The organism is Pelobium manganitolerans, from assembly GCF_003609575.1.
Classification (GTDB): Bacteria; Bacteroidota; Bacteroidia; order Sphingobacteriales; family Sphingobacteriaceae; genus Pseudopedobacter; species Pseudopedobacter manganitolerans.
The window spans coordinates 11,579-30,714 of sequence record NZ_MBTA01000028.1 but is presented as its reverse complement, the minus strand read 5'-3'; the positions used below and the strand labels follow the sequence as shown (position 1 = coordinate 30,714).

Annotated in this window: 9 protein-coding genes; 2 read left to right on the top strand and 7 right to left on the bottom strand. The window is 42.1% G+C overall.

Features of this window, described 5'->3' with window-relative positions:
* Nucleotides 1-169: 169 nt before the first annotated feature.
* Together BCY91_RS14840 and tamL are read left to right on the top strand one after the other, a co-directional pair.
* Nucleotides 170-5,197: a translocation/assembly module TamB domain-containing protein gene (locus tag BCY91_RS14840; protein ID WP_120182835.1), complete on the top strand. Its 5,028-nt coding sequence runs from the start codon at nucleotides 170-172 to the stop codon at nucleotides 5,195-5,197.
* A gap of 1 nt (nucleotide 5,198) precedes the next feature.
* Entirely contained in the window at nucleotides 5,199-7,490 is a 2,292-nt protein-coding gene (gene tamL, locus BCY91_RS14835) for a translocation and assembly module lipoprotein TamL (RefSeq protein WP_182995404.1), read from the top strand.
* A 69-nt stretch (nucleotides 7,491-7,559) separates the two neighbouring features.
* On the opposite strand, the gene BCY91_RS14830 is transcribed toward tamL, so the two are convergent.
* The 7 genes from BCY91_RS14830 to purL all read right to left on the bottom strand — a co-directional run bounded on the left by BCY91_RS14830 (nucleotide 7,560) and on the right by purL (nucleotide 19,035).
* The gene (locus BCY91_RS14830; RefSeq protein WP_120182833.1) at nucleotides 7,560-8,174 is read right to left on the bottom strand and encodes a LysE family transporter; all 615 of its coding nucleotides are present in this window, start codon (nucleotides 8,172-8,174) and stop codon (nucleotides 7,560-7,562) included.
* Nucleotides 8,175-8,349: 175 nt separating this feature from the next.
* Nucleotides 8,350-9,597 carry a sulfate adenylyltransferase subunit 1 gene (locus tag BCY91_RS14825; RefSeq protein WP_120182832.1) on the bottom strand — a complete coding sequence of 416 codons (1,248 nt, stop codon included), beginning with the start codon at nucleotides 9,595-9,597 and terminating at the stop codon, nucleotides 8,350-8,352.
* Nucleotides 9,597-10,487 carry a sulfate adenylyltransferase subunit CysD gene (gene cysD, locus BCY91_RS14820; protein ID WP_120182831.1) on the bottom strand — a complete coding sequence of 297 codons (891 nt, stop codon included), beginning with the start codon at nucleotides 10,485-10,487 and terminating at the stop codon, nucleotides 9,597-9,599. The genes BCY91_RS14825 and cysD overlap by 1 nt, the downstream gene beginning before the upstream one ends.
* A gap of 267 nt (nucleotides 10,488-10,754) precedes the next feature.
* The gene (locus BCY91_RS14815) at nucleotides 10,755-11,477 is read right to left on the bottom strand and encodes a phosphoadenylyl-sulfate reductase (RefSeq protein ID WP_120182830.1); all 723 of its coding nucleotides are present in this window, start codon (nucleotides 11,475-11,477) and stop codon (nucleotides 10,755-10,757) included.
* Nucleotides 11,478-11,490: 13 nt separating this feature from the next.
* A complete protein-coding gene (locus BCY91_RS14810) occupies nucleotides 11,491-13,002 on the bottom strand; it encodes a TSUP family transporter (RefSeq protein WP_120182829.1) in 1,512 nt (503 codons plus the stop codon).
* 21 nt (nucleotides 13,003-13,023) lie between these two features.
* Nucleotides 13,024-15,120, bottom strand: coding sequence for a HEPN domain-containing protein (locus BCY91_RS14805; protein ID WP_120182828.1), 2,097 nt, complete (start codon nucleotides 15,118-15,120; stop codon nucleotides 13,024-13,026).
* A 249-nt stretch (nucleotides 15,121-15,369) separates the two neighbouring features.
* Entirely contained in the window at nucleotides 15,370-19,035 is a 3,666-nt protein-coding gene (gene purL, locus BCY91_RS14800) for a phosphoribosylformylglycinamidine synthase (protein WP_120182965.1), read from the bottom strand.
* Nucleotides 19,036-19,136 lie beyond the last annotated feature (101 nt).

Below are 19,136 nucleotides of genomic sequence, written 5' to 3'. Positions count from 1 at the left end.
TGTTCCGTTTCTAATTTTTTTTCCCGGTAATCACCTTACTTTTCTACCTATTCCCACATAAATTTAGATGGATATTATTGTTGACGGGGAGCTGTTCTGCCAGCTTTAAAACAAGCAAATAAGCAATTTGGCGTAACCTTTGTTTTAGCAAAGGCAAAGCTTTTATCGTTTGAACAGATACCTGAAACTTAGTTTAAAAATATTAGCCTGGATAGTGGGAAGCATTATCGGGCTTTTTTTGTTGCTTGTTGTCCTCATCCAAATCCCGGCCATCCAAAACTTGGTTAAAAACAAGGTTGTCACCTTTTTAGAGGGGAAATTTAAAACACCGGTTAAAATTGAGAAGATAGAAATTGGCCTACCCAAAAAACTGGTTTTAAAAGGTTTCTATTTTGAAAGCCAACAGAAAGACACGCTATTAGCGGGCGACAAGCTGGCCGTAGATATTTCGCTGTTCAAATTATTGGACAATCAAATAGAGTTGAATTCTATCGATTTAGAAGGCATCACCACCAACATCAAAAGAAACCAAGATTCGGTTTTCAATTTTGATTACATGGTTAATGCTTTTATGAACGAGCAAAAGAAACCAGAACAACCTACGGACAGCACTTCGGCCATGAAGTTCTCTATCGATAAAATCAATTTGGACAGGGTACGCGTCCGCTTTGATGATGCCATCAGCAAAAACAATTTAGATGTTTACGTCAACCATTTTGATACCCGCATCCGCCGGTTTAATTTGGACAGCATGGATTTTAAAATTCCGAAAATCACCTTAAACGGCTTAAACCTGCAATTAAAACAGGGCATGTTGGATGAAGTTGCCAAAGGCGCAGTTGCCGTAGCCGATTCTGCTTCGGCCTCGCCAGATTTAAAGTTGGATTTGGGAAAAGTTGATTTGTCGCAAATCGTCATCGGCTACGATAACGAAGGAACCCATTTAAACACCGAACTTAATTTAGGTAAACTCATCATCGACTTTAATAAAATTGACCTTAAAAAGCAGTTGGTGGATATCAAATCCATTGATTTTAGAAATACCAAAGGAAATTTAATATTAGGAAAGGCCGAAAAACAGGCGGTAAAAACAGCTACCGTTACTGATACTTCGGCAGCCGCAGAAAACGCCAGTTGGAAAGTGAATTTACGCAAAGCGGATTTTAAGAACATAGCCTTTGCGTTTGATGATATGAATGCTCCGCGCCAAACAAAAGGCATGGACTTTATGCACCTCAACCTCAGCAACATCAATCTTAACGCTGATAACTTTTATTATAGTTTGGACACTATTTCTGGCGACATCAATAAGTTCACTATAAAAGATAAAAGCGGTTTAAACGTTCAAGAACTGCGCACTAACTTTTTCTATGGACCTAAAAACGCGTTTTTAAAAGATTTATATCTTAAAACGCCACAAACCTTGCTTAAAAACCAAGTCATTGCCAAATATCCATCTATCCAGTCGCTGTCAAACAACCCGGGACAGCTTTACATAGACGCCAACATTAGCGGAAGTAAATTGGGTTTTAAAGACATTCTTTTGCTGGTGCCAACATTAGCTTCAACAGCGCCTTTTAATACCATGTCCAATGCCGTGATGAACATCAACAGCAAAGTTATTGGTAAGGTAAGCGATTTGCGGATACCGAAATTGGAGATTAGCGGTATTGGCAACACCCGCATTGCGGCAAGCGGTAGTATTAAAGGTTTGCCCGATGCCGAAAAAGCTTACTTTGATTTGGATATCAAAGAATTCCGCTCTAGCGCCAAAGATATCAATGCCTTCTTGCCAAAAGGAACCTTGCCGCCAAACATCCAATTGCCTTCACAATTTGCTGCTAAAGGATATTTTAAAGGAAGCATCAATAATTTTGCGACCAATTTGGCGCTTGCCAGCAGTTACGGAACGGCTAAAGTGAAAGCTGCTTTTGACCAGCGTGTTAAAAACCGTGAAAAATACAATGCCATTGTGGACATCAATAATTTTGATGTGGGCAGTTTAATCAAAAACGATTCTTTAGGCCGCATAAGCCTTCGCGCAAAAGTGAACGGAACCGGCTTGGATCCAAAAACTGCCAATGCCAACCTGGACGGAACTTTGGTTAAAGCCGTGTTTAACGGTTACACCTATAAAAACTTGGCTTTAAAAGGCAATATTGCCAACAGCGTGTTTAAGGCGCAAGCCGGCATGCAGGACCCTAATTTAGATTTTGATTTAAGCGCCAGCGGAAGCTTTGCGGGTAAATATCCGGCTGTTAAAATGAAGCTGAATTTAGACAGTGCCAACCTAAAAGCTTTGAATTTGAATAGCGAAGCTTTACGCGTGCGCGGTGTTTTAGATGCCGATATTAAAACCGCAGACCCGGATTATTTAAACGGAAAAATATTTTTGACCAAGCTTTTGGTTGCCGATGCGAAAAAACGTTACCAATTGGATACGGTGAAAGTAATTGCCAGCGCAAACGGCGATACCAGCAGTATCAGATTAAACTCGCAGGTGCTATCGGCTAATATTACGGGCAAATACAAACTATCAGAAGTGGGCACGGCTTTAAGCCATTCTATCTCTAAATATTACGATACCGGAAGTGCAACCACCAAACCGGATACCCTGCATCCACAAAGTTTTAGGTTTGCTTTAAAAGTGGCAGATGACCCTATTTTATACGCTTTTGTTCCGGGTTTAACCCGACTAGAGCCGCTGAGCATCACGGGCCGCTACAACAGCCGCGGCGACAGCATTAGGGTTAACGGAAATATCCCAAAAATAATTTACGGAGATTATACCATTTCTAACGGACAATTGAAAGTAAACACAGACAGTGCAGCCTTAAAATATAGTTTAGATATTGATGAGATTAAAAGCGAATCTCTGCTGTTGCCACAAACCAGCCTAAACGGGCAAATGAAAAACAATTTGCTGGATTACCGCTTGCGCGTTTTAGACCAAGCCGGCAAAGAGCGTTATTTAATTGCAGGTAATTTAAAAGCCTTAGAAAACCGGGATAGCGAGTTCCGTTTAAATTTAGACGGACTTAAACTGAATTACCAAAAGTGGCAAATTACGGAAGACAACCTCATCCGCTTTGGCGAAAGCGGCGTATATGCCAACAACTTCGTGCTTAGCAACGCGGGCCAATCTATCAAAATACAATCGCAACAAGAATCCGCTAACTCGCCGGTGGCTATAGATTTCAATAATTTTAAAATAGAAACCATTACCAGTATTATTTCTAAAGATTCTTTATTGGCCGGTGGTGTAATTAACGGAAATGTGTTGGCTAAAAACTTAGCTACCACCCCTACTTTCAATGCGGATATGCAAGTCCAAAATTTCACTTTTATGGCAGATACCGTGGGTAACTTGGCTGTTAAAGTGAATAACAATACCGCTAACGTTTTTAATGCCGATGTAGCCATTACCGGTAACGGAAACCAAGTAAACCTTAAAGGCATTTACAACACCAATAGCAGCAGTTTTGATATGAATTTGGATATGCAAAGGCTGAATTTGAAAAGTATTCAAGGCTTTACTATGGGCAATTTAAAAGATGCTACGGGTTTTTTAAGCGGTGCATTTAAAATTACCGGTACGGCCAGCGCACCAAACGTACGTGGAGATATTGCCTTTAATGATGCAGCTTTTAGAATTACGCCATTAAATGCCTACTACAAAGTTGCGCCCAATAAAATTGTGTTTAATGGCGACGGCATTTTATTCAACAACTTTTCATTGGCAGATTCGGCGGATAACAAGCTTAATTTGAATGGCGTCATTTACACCAAAACGTTTACCGATTACCGCTTTAATTTAGAGCTTACCGCCGATAATTTTATGGCCGTAAACTCTACCGAGAAAGACAACGAATTATATTACGGCAAACTTTTCTTTGATACAAAAATGCGCATCAAAGGAAACTTGGATAATCCGGTTATCGATGGGAGTTTAAAAATCAATAAAGACACCAAACTTACTTTGGTATTGCCACAATCGGACCCGGGCATAGCGGATAAAGAAGGGATTGTAGAATTTGTGGACCAAGACGACCCCGCCTTTAACAAAGCTTTTGTACTTCAAGATTCGCTTAATAAAAGCAGCGTCACCGGCATAAATTTGCAAATGGCCATTGAGGTAGATCCGGAAGCCGAGCTTACCATGATTATTGATAAGGGCAACGGCGACTTTGTAAAACTAAAAGGCGAAGCCGAGCTAAGCGCCGGTATCGACCCATCAGGCAAAATATCGCTTACCGGTAAATACGAACTGCAAGAAGGCTACTATGAAATGTCGTTCAACTTTATTAAACGGCAGTTTGAGATTCAAAAAGGAAGTACCATTTTATGGACCGGCGACCCTTTATCAGCTAACTTAGATGTAACTGCCATTTACATTGCCGAAACCGCACCAATTGATTTAGTGGGCGACCAACTTGGGACCGCTAGCCAAGCAGTGCGCAATACGTACAAGCAAAAATTGCCTTTTAACGTGCTTCTGATGATGAAAGGCGAATTGATGAAACCGGAGATCAGTTTCGACATCACGCTTCCAGACGGCAACTACAATGTTTCTACCGACATCATTAGCACCTCAAAAACAAAACTGGAACAGCTAAGGCAACAACCATCCGAGTTAAACAAGCAAGTGTTTGCCTTGCTATTGCTTAACAGGTTTGTGGGCGAAAATCCGTTTGCCAGCGAAGCCGGTTCTGGCGGTGCCGAAACTTTAGTGCGCCAAAGTGTAAGTAAAATGATATCGCAACAGCTCAACAATTTTGCAGGAGATTTGATTCAGGGTGTAGAGCTGAACTTTGATTTAGAATCTACCGATGATTACACCACCGGCCAAAGAGAAAACCGCACCGACTTAAACGTGGGCTTATCAAAACGCTTACTCAACGACCGCTTGAAAGTCACCATCGGAAGTAATTTCAATTTAGAAGGTCCACAACAGGCCAACCGCGAAGCCAATAATATTGCGGGCGATGTAGCGGTAGATTATTCTTTATCTAAAGACGGGCGCTACCTGTTACGCGCCTACCGCAAAAACCAATATCAGGTAGCGTTGCAAGGGCAAGTGATTGAAACCGGCGTGGGTTTCATCATCACTATGGATTACAATAAGTTTAAAGAGCTTTTTGAGAAATCAAAAACCAAAAAGGAAGATAAAAAGAAAGAAAAAATCGAGAGCAAATAAGATGAAGTTGAAGCCATATATCTATTTATTGTTTACCGGACTGTTTGTATCCGCGTGCAGCAACACCAAATATTTGCCTGAGGGCGAGTTGCTGTATGTTGGCGCCAAAGTGAAGATTGAAGGCGATAGTGTTACACGTTCCGAAAAATCGATTTTAAAAGATGAGCTGGAGAGCGTTTTACGCCCAAGACCAAATTCTTCTTTTTTAGGCTTGCGCCCTAAGTTATGGATTTACAACATCACCAAAACAGACAAACAAAAAGGCTTAAAACATTTCTTAAACACCAAGTTTGGCCAGGCACCGGTTTATTTTTCAAAAGTTGATTTAGATTATAACGTGAGTTTGCTTGAGAACCGGCTAGAGAACCGTGGCTATTTTAAAGGGCGCGCTTCCGCAGATTCTACCGTTAAACGTAAACGTGCCACTGCAATTTATACGGTTAAGCCAAATTTTCAGTACAAAATTAGAGAGGTAAAATTCCCCACCGACTCCAGCAAATTAGGTAAAGCTGTGGCCGCCACGCAAGAAAATACTTTTTTTAAAGCCGGCGAACCTTACGATTTGGACAAGATAAAGGCCGAACGTACGCGCATAGATGCAAAACTGAAAGAACAAGGCTTCTTTTATTTTGGACCCGATTATTTACTGGTACAGGTGGACAGCACGGTTGGCACGCACCAGGTGGATATGATTATGAAGGTGAAAGATCAAACGCCGCAGCAAGCTAAAAATGTGTACACTATTGATGATATTTTCGTTTATCCGGATTACAGCTTAGGCGATGATAGCGTGCAACGTATTTTAGATTCGGCTTACCATTACAAGGATTTAACCATTGTTGATCCAAAAAGAAAGTTTAAACCCGCCATATTTGACCGCGCGTTGCAGTTTAACAAGGGAGACATTTACAACCGTACCGACCATAACTTATCTTTAAACCGCTTGGTTAACGTGGGTACGTTCAAATTTGTAAAGAATGAATTTAACCCTTCAGATTCTACAAACCGCGCTTTAGACGCCTACTATTATTTAACTCCTTTGCCTAAAAAATCTATCCGTTTAGAACTTTTAGGCAAAACCAATTCGGCCAATTATACCGGTTCCGAGATTAATTTAAACTGGACTAATAGGAATACCTTCCGTGGCGCAGAGCAATTAACCATTACCGCTTTCGCCGGAACAGAAACTCAGGTTTCGGGGCAAAACAAAGGCTATAATGTTTTGCGTTTTGGTGGGGATGCAAGCTTAACGTGGCCAAAGTTTGTAACGCCGTTTTTCAAGTTTAAATCGGTTTCGGCTTTTACGCCTAAAACGGTTGCCACGCTAGGTTTCGAATACCAAAACCGGGCAAAATTATATTCTTTAAATACCTTTCGCGGATCTTTTGGCTATTTATGGAAAGAGAGCGTACGTAAAGAACACAATTTAAAGTTGACGGAGATTACCTATGCGCACGCTACCAACGTGTCTGACGAATATAAAAAGCGTGCAGACTCTATCCCTAGCCTAAACCGCGTGATAGAAAATCAGCTGATTTTTGGTCCTTCATACAGTTTTACTTACACCACCACGGCAGAAACACAACGTAAAAATACCATTTATTATAAAGGACAAATTGATGTAGCCGGAACGCTTGCGGGTTTGTTTAAACATGGCGATGTATTGCGCGGGGATACCGCCCGCATATTTGACGTTCCGTTTAGTCAGTATGTTAAAATGGAACACGATTTTAGGGACTACTTTAAGCTGGGCGCCAAATCCACCATCGCCAGCAGAATTATTGCAGGCGTCGGCTATCCGTACGCAAACTCATCTCAACTGCCCTTTATTAAACAGTTTTTTATTGGCGGAACCAATAGTTTGCGCGGATTTAGGGCGCGATCCATAGGGCCGGGAAGCTTTTTAGAACCCGCTAACGCCGATTCCTTTTTGCCAGATCAATCCGGTGATCTAAAATTGGAGCTTAACGCCGAATATCGTTATGATTTTACTTCTATTTTTAAAGGTGCCGTTTTTGTGGATGCAGGAAATATTTGGTTGATGAATAAAAATCCGGATAAACCGGGCGCCGAGTTTTCCAATGAATTTTTAAGCGAGTTAGCGGCAGATGCCGGTGCCGGATTGCGTTTAGATTTATCTTTCCTGATTTTAAGGCTAGACCTAGCTTTCCCAATCCGCAAACCATACTTGCCTAAAGGCGACAGATGGGTAATTAATGATATCAGGTTTGGAGATAAAAGCTGGCGGAAAGAAAATTTGGTGTTTAACTTAGCGATAGGCTATCCTTTTTAAGCTAACTTATCAAGCTATGTACATTCCGGAAAGGATTATTGCGCTCAAAAAATCTGGATGCAAGTCTGGTTAAAACACCGTTAAACGAAGCGTTTGCAATACCGCCAAACCAAAAAACATCAAAGCAATGCTTTTATTAATTACTCGGTTGCTAAAAGCGAATTTGTTTTGGATATACTGGGCAAATCTGCCAAACAGGTACAAGCAAGAAAAGGACCCGACGGAGGCGCCCACTGCAAAAACTTCTAAACCAAAACCTTCGGTGGTAATCCAATCATGGGCAATTAAATAAGTTCCGCCGATAGTCCAAAACGGGATAATCATCGGGTTAAAAACGCCTAAAATAATCCCTGTTCTAATACTGTCTCTTTTTTTTAACACTTCTTTGGGTTTACGCTCTTTTTTTGAGTGGCGCAAACTCAAAAATCCCATCAGCAAGAATATTGCAACCATTGCCCATTCTAGCACTACCATAAAGCTTTCTTTGCTGGCAAACCACTCGGCAAAGCGCATTAAAACGTAAGTGAAAACGCCCTCTACCAAGGCAAAACTAGTGGCAAATACCAATACCTGTTTAAGCCCCTTGTTTATGGAAATCTGCATTGCCGTAAGGTTAATGTTGCCTAGCGGGATGTATCCCACAAAATTGACAACTACGGCTACAAAGAAGGTGAGCAAAAGCATGGTCGCAAAGATAAAAGGAAATATTTATCGCGAACCTCTATTTTACATAATCAGATAAGAGGGGAAAAATTTCAGATCAATTGCCAAACCACCATTCGCTTTAGCTGAGTGCAAAAAAAATCTCCCAACAAAAAGCTGGGAGATTTAAAATTAACCTAGTAAGTATCGTATGTTGTTATAAAGCAGCCCTCAGCATTAAAGCGCCCACCGTTACATTTGTACGGCTATCAATAATGATGGCGCCACCGTTGCGCTTATTAGTTTCGTAAGGGTCAAAAGCAAGTTCATCGGCTGTTTTAATTTCTACGCGGCCAATATCATTTAACCCAAAAGTATCGGCATTAACCTTTTCTAAAGTATTGATGTTTACTTTATACAAAATCTCTTTGATTTTGCAGCGCGTAACACGGCTGTTGTGCTGTATAAAATAAGTTGCCGAGGTATCCAGCTCGCGGGTGTCCATCCAGCAAATATCAGCTTCGATTTCGTTAGCTACAATCGGCGGACGTTCGACCTCACCAAAAAGATCGCCACGGCTTACATCCACATCATCTGCCAAGTGCAAAGTAATGGACTTGCCTTCCTCTGCAATGTTATGGTCTCCGTCAAATGTTTCGATGCGTGCTACCGTTGAGCGGGTTCCGGAAGGATAAATTTTTATCGCATCACCTGTTTTAATGGCACCACTTAACACACGACCTGCGTACCCGCGGTAATCGTGCAGTTCGTCGGTTTGCGGACGTACCACCCACTGCACCGTTATACGTGCAGGTAATAAAGTGTCCATTTCGCGTACCGGAACGGTCTCTAAATGATCCAACAAACTTTTGCCTTTGTACCAAGGCATATTTAAAGACTCGTGCACAATATTATCGCCGCGTAAAGCACTTACAGGAATAAAAGTTACCTCGTGTATATTTAGTTTAACCGCTAAAGCGTGATAGTCTGCATGGATTTTCTCAAAAACTTCCTCGCTATAATCCACCATATCCATTTTATTTACGCAAACCACCAAATGCTCTAAATTAAGCAGAGAAACCAAGTACGAGTGGCGGATGGTTTGCTCAATTACGCCTTTGCGCGCATCAATTAAAATAATGGCTAAATCGGCATTTGAAGCCCCAGTAACCATGTTTCTGGTGTATTGGATGTGTCCCGGGGTATCGGCAATAATAAACTTACGTTTCTCTGTTTGAAAGTATTTATAAGCCACATCAATGGTTATGCCCTGCTCGCGTTCGGCTTTTAATCCATCCGTTAAAATAGCTAAATCAACCGTGCCGTCGTCATTTTTGCGGTTGGATTTTTGGATAGCTTCTAACTGATCGGCCAGCACAGAACCTGTATCGTAAAGTAAACGGCCAATTAAGGTACTTTTACCGTCATCAACACTGCCTGCTGTTAAAAATTTTAAAATATCCATTAGAAATATCCTCCTTTTTTACGGTCTTCCATGGCGGCTTCAGAAACTTTGTCGTCCATACGCGCGCCTCTTTCACTAATTTTCGATTGACTGATTTCTTGGATAATATCATCAATCTCTGTTTTTTCTGATTCTACGGCAGCAGTGCAAGTCATGTCGCCAACGGTACGGAAACGTACACTTTTGGTTACCACTACATCATCCTCGTCCATGTTCAAATACTCATGCGCAGCCATCCAAACGCCGTTACGTTCAATCACTTCGCGGTTGTGCGAGAAATAGATAGACGGGATTTCGATATTTTCTCTTTTAATGTAATTCCAAACATCCAACTCTGTCCAGTTGCTTATCGGGAAAACGCGCACATTTTCTCCTTTATGTATTTTGCCGTTGTAGATGTTCCAAAGTTCTGGCCTTTGGCGTTTTGGATCCCACTGGCCAAACTCATCGCGTACAGAAAAAATACGTTCTTTTGCACGGGCTTTTTCTTCATCTCGGCGTGCGCCACCAATACAAGCATCAAACTGATGTTTTTCTATCGTTTCTAACAAAGTAACGGTTTGTAAAGGATTTCTGCTGGCATTTTTCCCTTTTTGCTCAATCACTTTACCTTGGTCAATAGCATCTTGTACATGCCCAACAATCAGTTTTTCACCAATTCTCTCTATCATCCTGTCGCGGAATTCAATTACCTCCGGAAAGTTGTGGCCTGTATCTACATGCACCAACGGGAAGGGAAATTTCCCCGGGCGGAAAGCCTTTTCGGCTAAACGCACCAACGTAATCGAATCTTTTCCTCCAGAAAAAAGGAGAGCGGGTTTTTCGAACTGCCCGGCAACTTCTCTTAAAATTGCAATTGCTTCTGCCTCGAGTTGATCTAAATAATCCATTTTTATTTTAGTATTGAGTATTGAGATGTGAGATATGAGACTTATAAAACGACTTAAACTCTGCTCAAAACTTCTTTTTTAATATTGAGTATTGAGATGTGAGATAGGAGGCGTTTTCCCGTCAGAAATCTAATCCAATACTTTTAAATTTTATATCAATTAAATAAGCGTAAACCTATTTTTATACAAGTTTTCTGTTTAAGCTTTGCGTTATATACCTCAACATCCTAAACCTTACGCCTTATACTTCGTACCTTAAACCTTACCTTAAGGTTTAAACACTTCTTCATGCGCGCTTACATCGTGCAAACCGCATTCTTTTTTACTTGCATCTTCCCACCACCAGCGTCCGGCTCTAAAATCTTCACCCGGCTGTACGGCGCGGGTACAAGGTTGGCATCCTATGCTTGGGAAACCTTTATCGTGCAAAGGGTTGTAGGGTACATTTTTATCATTCACGTAGCTTTTAACTTCATTTAAAGTCCAAAAAAACAGCGGATGCACTTTAATTAAGTTGTGCGCAGCATCCCACTCTACCCAGTGCATATCCTCGCGGTTCGCAGATTGGTCTGCACGGATACCCGTAATCCAAACATCATAGCCCGCTAAGGCGCGATTTAGTGGCTCTACCTTACGAATGCCACAGCACTCTTTGCGGTTTTCTACAGAGTCGTAAAAACTGCTTGGCCCCTTTTTGCTCACCATTTCCTGCAATTTCTCTTTATCAGGATAAAATGCGTCGATAGGTTTCTGGTAGCGCTCCAATGTACGGTTCCAAGTGTAGTAGGTTTCGGTAAACATACGGCCGGTATCCAAAGTGAAAACTTTGATGGGCAAGTTTGCCGAGAAAATCATATCGGTAATTACTTGATCTTCCCAGCCAAAACTGGTAGAAAAAATAACCTTACCGGGAAAGCTTTGGGATACAAAAGCCAGCACTTCTTGCGGACTAAATCCGGCAATTGCTTTTTTTACTTCTTCTATATTCATCTGCACAATTCTGTTAAAATGCCAGTAAAAACTTACTGATGGTGTTTAAACTGGCCAAAATTACTATTATACCTACAGCAACCATAATGGTTTTAGCTGATATTTTATTAGACACTTTAGCAGCGATTGGCGACGCTAAAGCGCTTCCTATTACCAAACCGGCAACGGCGTACCAACGTAAACCATCTAACATGGTAACAAAGGTGAGCGAGCTTAAAAGCGCGATAAAAAAGCGCGTCATTTTTACGGTACCCAAAGAGTAGCGCGCGCTTCTGCCACCTGCAATTAGTGTAGACAACACAATTGAGCCCCAGCCACCGCCACCTACCGCATCTATAAAACCTCCAAAAAAGCCCAAAGGCCCAATTTTTGTGATTTTTTTGGCTTTAGCACGTTTCTTTCTTTGGATGTTTAAGGCCTTTTTAAGCACTACTATACCTAAAATAAGCGTGTAAACAGAAATTAAAGGTTTGGTGTAATGGTTGTATTCTTCTAATGACGAAAGAATAAAAGCACCGCTAACCGCGCCGATAATTCCGGGAATAATCAAGATTTTAAACAATTTCTTGTTTACGTTTCCCATTTTAAAGTGCATCCAGCCGGCAATTCCGTTGCTCAAAATCTCGGAAATGTGGACTGCGGTGCTTGCAGATGCGGGCGGAATACCTAAGGAGAGCGAAAACGTTGTCGAGGTTACCCCGTAAGACATTCCTATGGCGCCATCAATCATCGCAAACACAAAACCTGCCCCCAAAAACCAGTAAAATTTAGGGTTTATACCCTCTACATAAGCTCTAAACTCTGGCTCTTCTTTCCAAACCACATAAAAGGTTAGTGCCGCAAAAGCTACTACCAAGCTCCAGATTGCGAAACTCACCTTACGTGGCGATAAAGGAACTTGCTCTTCGGGCTTTTGTACCAAAGTTGCCGTTGCTGCATTTAAAGCACGTACTTTATCGCTAAAATCGCCACTTAAAGTGTTGCGCAACTGATTCATATGCTCTAGCGTCTCATCAATTTCGCTAGGGATATTCTCATTTAACACCTCTTTTATACGCTTTGCTACCGTAGGCGACTTGCCGTTGGTAGAAATGGCGATTTTTAAGTTGCCCTTTTTAACGATTGAACTCAAATAAAAATCGCACAGCTCGGGCGTGTCTGCAACGTTTACCAAAATGCCCCGCTCTTTAGCTAAAGTGCAAATGTACTGGTGCAGTTGGTAATCATCAGTAGCTAAAATGGCCAAATCTGCGCCGTCTAAATCATTTTCTTCAAACTTACGTTCGATGATGTTGATGTTCGTGTGTGCGTTTGCCAAACTTTTTACCTCGGGCAAAAAGCGATCTGCAACGATATTTACTTTGGCTTGCGGACTGTTGTTTAATAAAGCGCTAAGCTTTTCTAAACCTACGTTACCGCCACCTACCAACAAAGTTTGCAGGTTGTGCAATTTTAAAAATATCGGAAACAGCTCGTTGCCGTTTTCGATAGTCTTATCCGCAATATCTTTAGTTGGTAAACTCATATACGCCTTTACGGCTAAAAATTAAACTATTGCGGGTTGTTCTCTAAAATTTTTAATCTGACCTAAAAAGTCATTGGCTTGCGCCAGATATGCTTCTGCAAAAGTTTCTGACGGCTCGTTTTTATTGATTTGCAGAACTATATCTTTTAAGCTGGCAAGCCCAAACTGGCCGCTAAAGTTTTCATCAAACGCATCTAAAACTGCAATTTGTGTGCTTTTGCTAACTCCCTTATCTAAGAGCAATGCTTTTGCACCGCTAATCATGGTATTGTAAGCGTGATAAATGGCATCAGCCCAAGCTTTAGCTTCGTAAGATTCTAAGGCCCAGCTGTACTTTTCTTCGGCTTCGAACATCAAGGTAGCCACTAAGTCAATAATTACCCCTGCGCACTCGCCCACGCCAATCGCCTTCTCATAAGTTTCCTCATGCCCCCAATCTATATATTCATGGTCTTCCACGTTTGACTGGTCTGCGATAGGTTTTAACAACTGGTAAAAATAATCTTTACCCATTGCATCGTAATATTGATGGAAATTGCCATAAGCATCAGACTTCATTTTATAATCGTCTAAAATGGCACGCAATACCTGCGGCGCACGTTTGGTAGGCACTTTAATCACTTTATCCGCCGCTCTGCCTTCTCCGTTTCCAACTACACCGCCACCAATAAGCACCTGTGCGGTTGGCATCACTCTGCCGTTCACTTTCATAGAGCTTCCGTGGAAGCCAATATGTGCAATACCGTGTTGGCCACAGCTGTTCATACAGCCGCTAATTTTTATTTTGATGTCTTTGTTGTAAACAAACTCCTCGTATTCTTCGTAAATCACTGATTCTAGCACGCGAGAAAGCTCCATAGAATTGGAGATACCTAAATTACAAGTATCTGTTCCTGGGCAGGTTGTAACATCGGCAACGCTATCATGGCCCGGTTCGGTTAGTTTTAATGCATCTAAAGCTAAAAACAGCGCCGCTAGGTTTTCGGTACGCACGTATTTTAACAACAAACCTTGGCTGATGGTTACACGCAACTCGTCTGAAGCGTACGGTCTGATAGCCGCAATAAACTGGCGAGCTACCGTGGTTGACATATCGCCGGTTTTTGCCTTTACAAAAACACCGTTGAAACCTTTTTGCTTTTGCTCGAACACGTTTGTAGCCAACCACATTTCGTAAGCCAGCTTGCGCTCGGCCGGAATTTCTACATCCGTAACAATCGCCTCTGGGATGTTAGGTGTTGGGATGCTATCGCGGTCTATTTTGTAAGTTTTTACCTTAGTGGCAATGCGCTCTTCCTCGGCCATTTTCAAAAACTCATCAAAACCCACTTTGTTCAACAAGAATTTTAAACGTGCCTTATTTCTGTTGGTGCGTTCGCCAAAACGGTCAAAAACGCGCAAAACAGACTCTCCAAAAGGAATAATTAAATCCTCGTGCATAAACTCTGTTACCAACTGGCCAATGTATGGCTGTGCACCCAAACTGCCGCCCAATACTACTTTAAAACCGCGCACTTCCTCGCCGTTTTCTATCCTTACTTTCGGGATAAAACCCACATCGTGAATAAAAGATATCGCGGTATCATCATCACTTGAAGAAAAGCCGAATTTAAACTTACGGCCCATCTCCTGGCAAACAGGATTGCGCAAAAAGTATTTAAAGAAAGCGTAAGCATAAGGCGAAACGTCAAAAGGCTCTTTCGGGTCGATACCGGCTATGCAAGAAGCTGTAACGTTACGTACGGTGTTTCCGCAGGCTTCGCGTGTGGTAATTCCGTCTTCGGCCAAACGCGCCCAAAGCTCGGGCGTACGGTCCAAACTTACGTAGTGGATTTGGATATCAGAACGCGTAGTAAAGTGCAGGTTTGATGATGCAAACTCGTCCGACACATCGGCAATTTTCAATATCTGCTGGAAAGTCACTTTTCCGAAAGGGATTTTGATACGCACCATTTGAACGCCCGGCTGGCGCTGACCGTAAATACCGCGAGCCAACCTTAGACTTTTAAATTTATCGTCGTGGATTTTGCCATCGCGGAAAGCGCGGATTTTGCGCTCGAGGTCAATAATTTCTTTTTGAACTACCGGGTTCTCAATTTCGCTTCTAAAACTTAACATAATTTAAATCAAATGCTTTTTAGACGGTTTGTTCCTTAAATCAATTTCAAACAACACCGTGGTGGACTTCCCACAAAAGGCTTTAGAGCAGTTCCAAAGCCTATCGGAAGATAAATCCGCGACAAATATATAAAATATATGGATTTAGTAGACTTTATTTTTTTAGAAATGTCTTTTGCATTAAAAAAGCCTCAAATTGCTCTTTGTTCAAAAGCATTTTGAGGCTGTATAATCTGAAGCGATTTGCTGTTACTTTTCTCTTTCTTCAATCCATTTACGGGCGTTAACAAAGGCTTCCATCCACGGCGAAACCTCATCTTTTCGGCCTTTTGGATAGTTTGCCCAGTTCCACTGGAAAAGTGAACGCTCCAGGTGCGGCATCATCACTAAATGGCGGCCGGTATCGTCGCTCATTACAGCAGTATTGTAGTCAGAGAAGTTAGGGCTGGCCGGATACTGATCATAACCGTATTTTGCTACAATTTTGTATTTATCCTCGCTATAAGGCAAAGAGAACCTGCCCTCGCCGTGCGATACCCACACCCCCAAAGTTGTACCGGCTAAGCTTGATAACATTACAGAATTGTTTTCCTCGATTTTTAATGAGGTAAATATGCTCTCGTGCTTGCCGCTCTTGTTATGCAACATCTTAGGCTTCTGTTGGTGAGTTTTATTGATTAAACCCAGCTCGATAAACAGCTGACAACCGTTGCAGATACCTACCGAAAGCGTATCTTCCCGAGCAAAAAAGTTCTCCAACGCTAATTTAGCTTTCTCGTTATATAAAAACGCACCGGCCCAACCTTTAGCAGAACCCAAAACATCCGAATTGGAAAAACCACCTACAACACCAATAAACTGTATATCTTCCAAAGTTTCGCGGCCGGTTATTAGGTCGGTCATGTGAACATCCTTCACATCGAAACCTGCTAAATACATGGCGTTGGCTACTTCGCGTTCAGAGTTACTGCCTTTTTCGCGGATGATTGCTGCCTTAGGACGCGGTTTAGTAGGGTTAATCTGTGGCGCTTTCCCATCAAAATTTGCTGGAAATTTGAAAACTAGCGGTTGGTTTTTATAATTATCAAAACGCTCTTTGGCTAAGCCGTTGGCGGTTTGTTTGCTATCTAGCAGGTACGATGTTTTAAACCAAACATCGCGCAAGTGCGCAATGTCAAAACTATATTGATCTGTGGCATTGCTAAGTTCCAACTTAGCGGTTGAAAGCACCTCACCAATTTTATGAAACTGCACACCTGCCTTTGTTAAAACTTCTTCTGCTGAAGCTTTTGCTTGGAAAACTAAGCCGATATTCTCTGAAAACAACAATTTTATACTGTCTTCTTCTCCTAACGAACTGAGATCGATTTTTGCGCCCAAATTCACATCAGCAAAGCACATTTCTAATAAAGTAGTAATTAAGCCCCCGCTTCCAATATCGTGACCTGCTTCAATTTTACCGTTTTTTATCAGCTGTTGCATTACATTGAACATATTTTTCAATGCAGCGACATCTTTAACATCTGGCGCCTCGTTGCCAATTTTGTTTAATATCTGTGCGAAAGAAGAACCGCCAAGTTTGTAAGTGTCGTTAGAGAGATTGATATAATAGATAGCACCACCGTTTTTTTGCAAAACAGGCTCTATCACATTAGAAACATTGTTACAGTTGGCACCTGCAGAAATAATTACCGTGCCGGGCGCAATAACTTCACCGTCCGGATATTTTTGTTTCATGGACAGAGAGTCTTTTCCGGTTGGGATATTGATGCCAAGCGCTATGGCAAAATCCGAACAAGCTTTCACCGCTTCGTACAAACGTGCGTCTTCACCCTCGTTTTTGCAGGCCCACATCCAATTGGCGGAAAGCGACACGCTTTTTAAACCGTCTTTTAAAGGTGCCCAAATAATGTTGGAAAGCGCTTCGGCAACAGCGTTTCTGCTGCCCGCCGCCGCGTCAATTAAGGCGGTTAAAGGCGAGTGTCCTATCGAGGTTGCAATACCTTCTTTCCCCTGAAAATCTAATGCGGTAACGCCGCAATTGTTCAGAGGCAGCTGCAAAGGGCCTGCGCACTGTTGCTTGGCTACACGTCCGCCAACGCAACGGTCCACTTTGTTGGTTAGCCAGTCTTTACAAGCAACTGCTTCCAGTTGTAAAACTTGTTCTAAGTAGGTTTGCAGTTTTGCGCTATCATAGCTAATGCCCTGATATTGTTGTTTAACGGTTTTATCCGTCATCACAATCTTAGGCGAACTGCCGAACATCGCCGCCAGCTCTAAATCCATTGGTTTTGCGCCAGTTTTTTCGGATTTAAAGGTGAAACGGTGGTCGCCGGTGACTTTGCCCACGGTGTACATTGGCGAGCGTTCTCTGTCTGCTATCTTTTGCAAAGTTTCAATATGCTCATCCCCTATCACCAAACCTAAACGTTCTTGTGATTCGTTGCCGATGATCTCTTTTGCAGATAAAGTCGGGTCGCCAACAGGTAATTTATCCAAATCAATCAATCCGCCGGTTTCTTCCACCAATTCGGAAAGGCAGTTTAAATGACCGCCAGCGCCGTGATCATGGATAGAAATAATCGGGTTTAAATCGCTTTCTACCAATCCGCGCACCGCATTGGCTGCTCTTTTTTGCATCTCTGGATTAGAACGTTGGATGGCGTTTAGTTCGATACCGCTACCATGTTCGCCGGTATCGGCAGAAGAAACTGCTGCACCGCCCATACCAATACGGTAGTTATCGCCACCTAAAATCACAATATTATCCCCTTGTTTTGGCTTCTTCTTTTGCGCCTGACTGGCTTTACCGTAACCGATACCGCCGGCAAGCATAATCACCTTGTCGAAACCCAAAGTTCTGCCGTCTTCCTCGTGCTCAAAAGTTAAAACAGAGCCGGTAATTAGAGGTTGGCCAAATTTATTTCCGAAATCTGTTGCACCGTTTGATGCTTTAATTAAAATATCCATTGGTGTTTGGTACAACCAATCTCTTTCTTTCACCCCTTTTTCCCATGGTCTGTCATCCGCTAAACGCGAAAGCGCTGTCATATAGACGGCTGTGCCGGCCAATGGCAAAGAACCTTGTCCGCCAGCTAAACGGTCGCGTATTTCGCCACCAGAACCGGTTGCCGCGCCATTAAAAGGCTCAACCGTGGTAGGGAAATTATGTGTTTCTGCCTTAACAGATATTACAGAGTCAAAATCGCTTACCGCATAAAACGCAGGTTCATCGGCACGCTTTGGCGCAAATTGCTGCACTTTTGGACCTTTTATAAAAGCCACATTGTCTTTATAAGCAGAAACAATATCATTAGGGTTTTCTTCTGATGTTTTTTTGATGAGCTTAAATAATGAAGAAGGTTGTTCTTCCCCATCAATCACAAATTTTCCGTTGAAGATTTTATGGCGGCAGTGCTCGGAGTTTACTTGCGAAAAACCAAAAACTTCAGAATCTGTTAGCGGCCTGCCCAATTTTTGCGCCAACGACGTCAGGTAATTCACCTCTTCATCGCTTAAAGAAAGGCCTTCCTGCTTGTTATATGCCACAATGTCGGTAATCTCTAAAATGGGCTCAGGTTTAATATCGTTGAAAAATACGTTTTGACCTAAACCCGAATATTTCTGAGAAAGCATCGGGTCAAAATCAGAAAAATCTGCATCTACTCTCTTAAATTCTTCTATCCTCAAGATGCCACCGATACCCATAGTAAGGGTAATTTCCACAGCGTTGGTGCTCCAAGGGGTAATCATCGCGGCACGTGGACCAACAAAAGAACCTTCTAATGTTTCCTGTTGGATAATTTTAGCGTCGCCAAATAGCCATTCCAATTTTTGGATATCAGCATCGTTAAGCGTTTGCTCGGCTTGTAAAACAAAAATGGTATCTGATGGATTTTGAAAGAAGTAAATCATGCTCGATTTTTTGAAAACGCAAAAATAGCTTTTTTTTGTTTGGCTTTTGTCTGTTTTTGGTGAAGGATTATACAGTTTTTGCTGAACGTCGAAATGCCTCA

Coding starts and splice junctions, on each gene's coding strand:
- BCY91_RS14810 (WP_120182829.1), bottom strand. CDS start 13,002: ATGAGTTTACCAACTAAAGATATTGCGGATAAGACTATCGAAAACGGC.
- BCY91_RS14805 (WP_120182828.1), bottom strand. CDS start 15,120: ATGTTAAGTTTTAGAAGCGAAATTGAGAACCCGGTAGTTCAAAAAGAA.
- cysD (WP_120182831.1), bottom strand. CDS start 10,487: ATGGATTATTTAGATCAACTCGAGGCAGAAGCAATTGCAATTTTAAGA.
- BCY91_RS14815 (WP_120182830.1), bottom strand. CDS start 11,477: ATGAATATAGAAGAAGTAAAAAAAGCAATTGCCGGATTTAGTCCGCAA.
- BCY91_RS14825 (WP_120182832.1), bottom strand. CDS start 9,597: ATGGATATTTTAAAATTTTTAACAGCAGGCAGTGTTGATGACGGTAAA.
- tamL (WP_182995404.1), top strand. CDS start 5,199: ATGAAGTTGAAGCCATATATCTATTTATTGTTTACCGGACTGTTTGTA.
- BCY91_RS14830 (WP_120182833.1), bottom strand. CDS start 8,174: ATGCTTTTGCTCACCTTCTTTGTAGCCGTAGTTGTCAATTTTGTGGGA.
- purL (WP_120182965.1), bottom strand. CDS start 19,035: ATGATTTACTTCTTTCAAAATCCATCAGATACCATTTTTGTTTTACAA.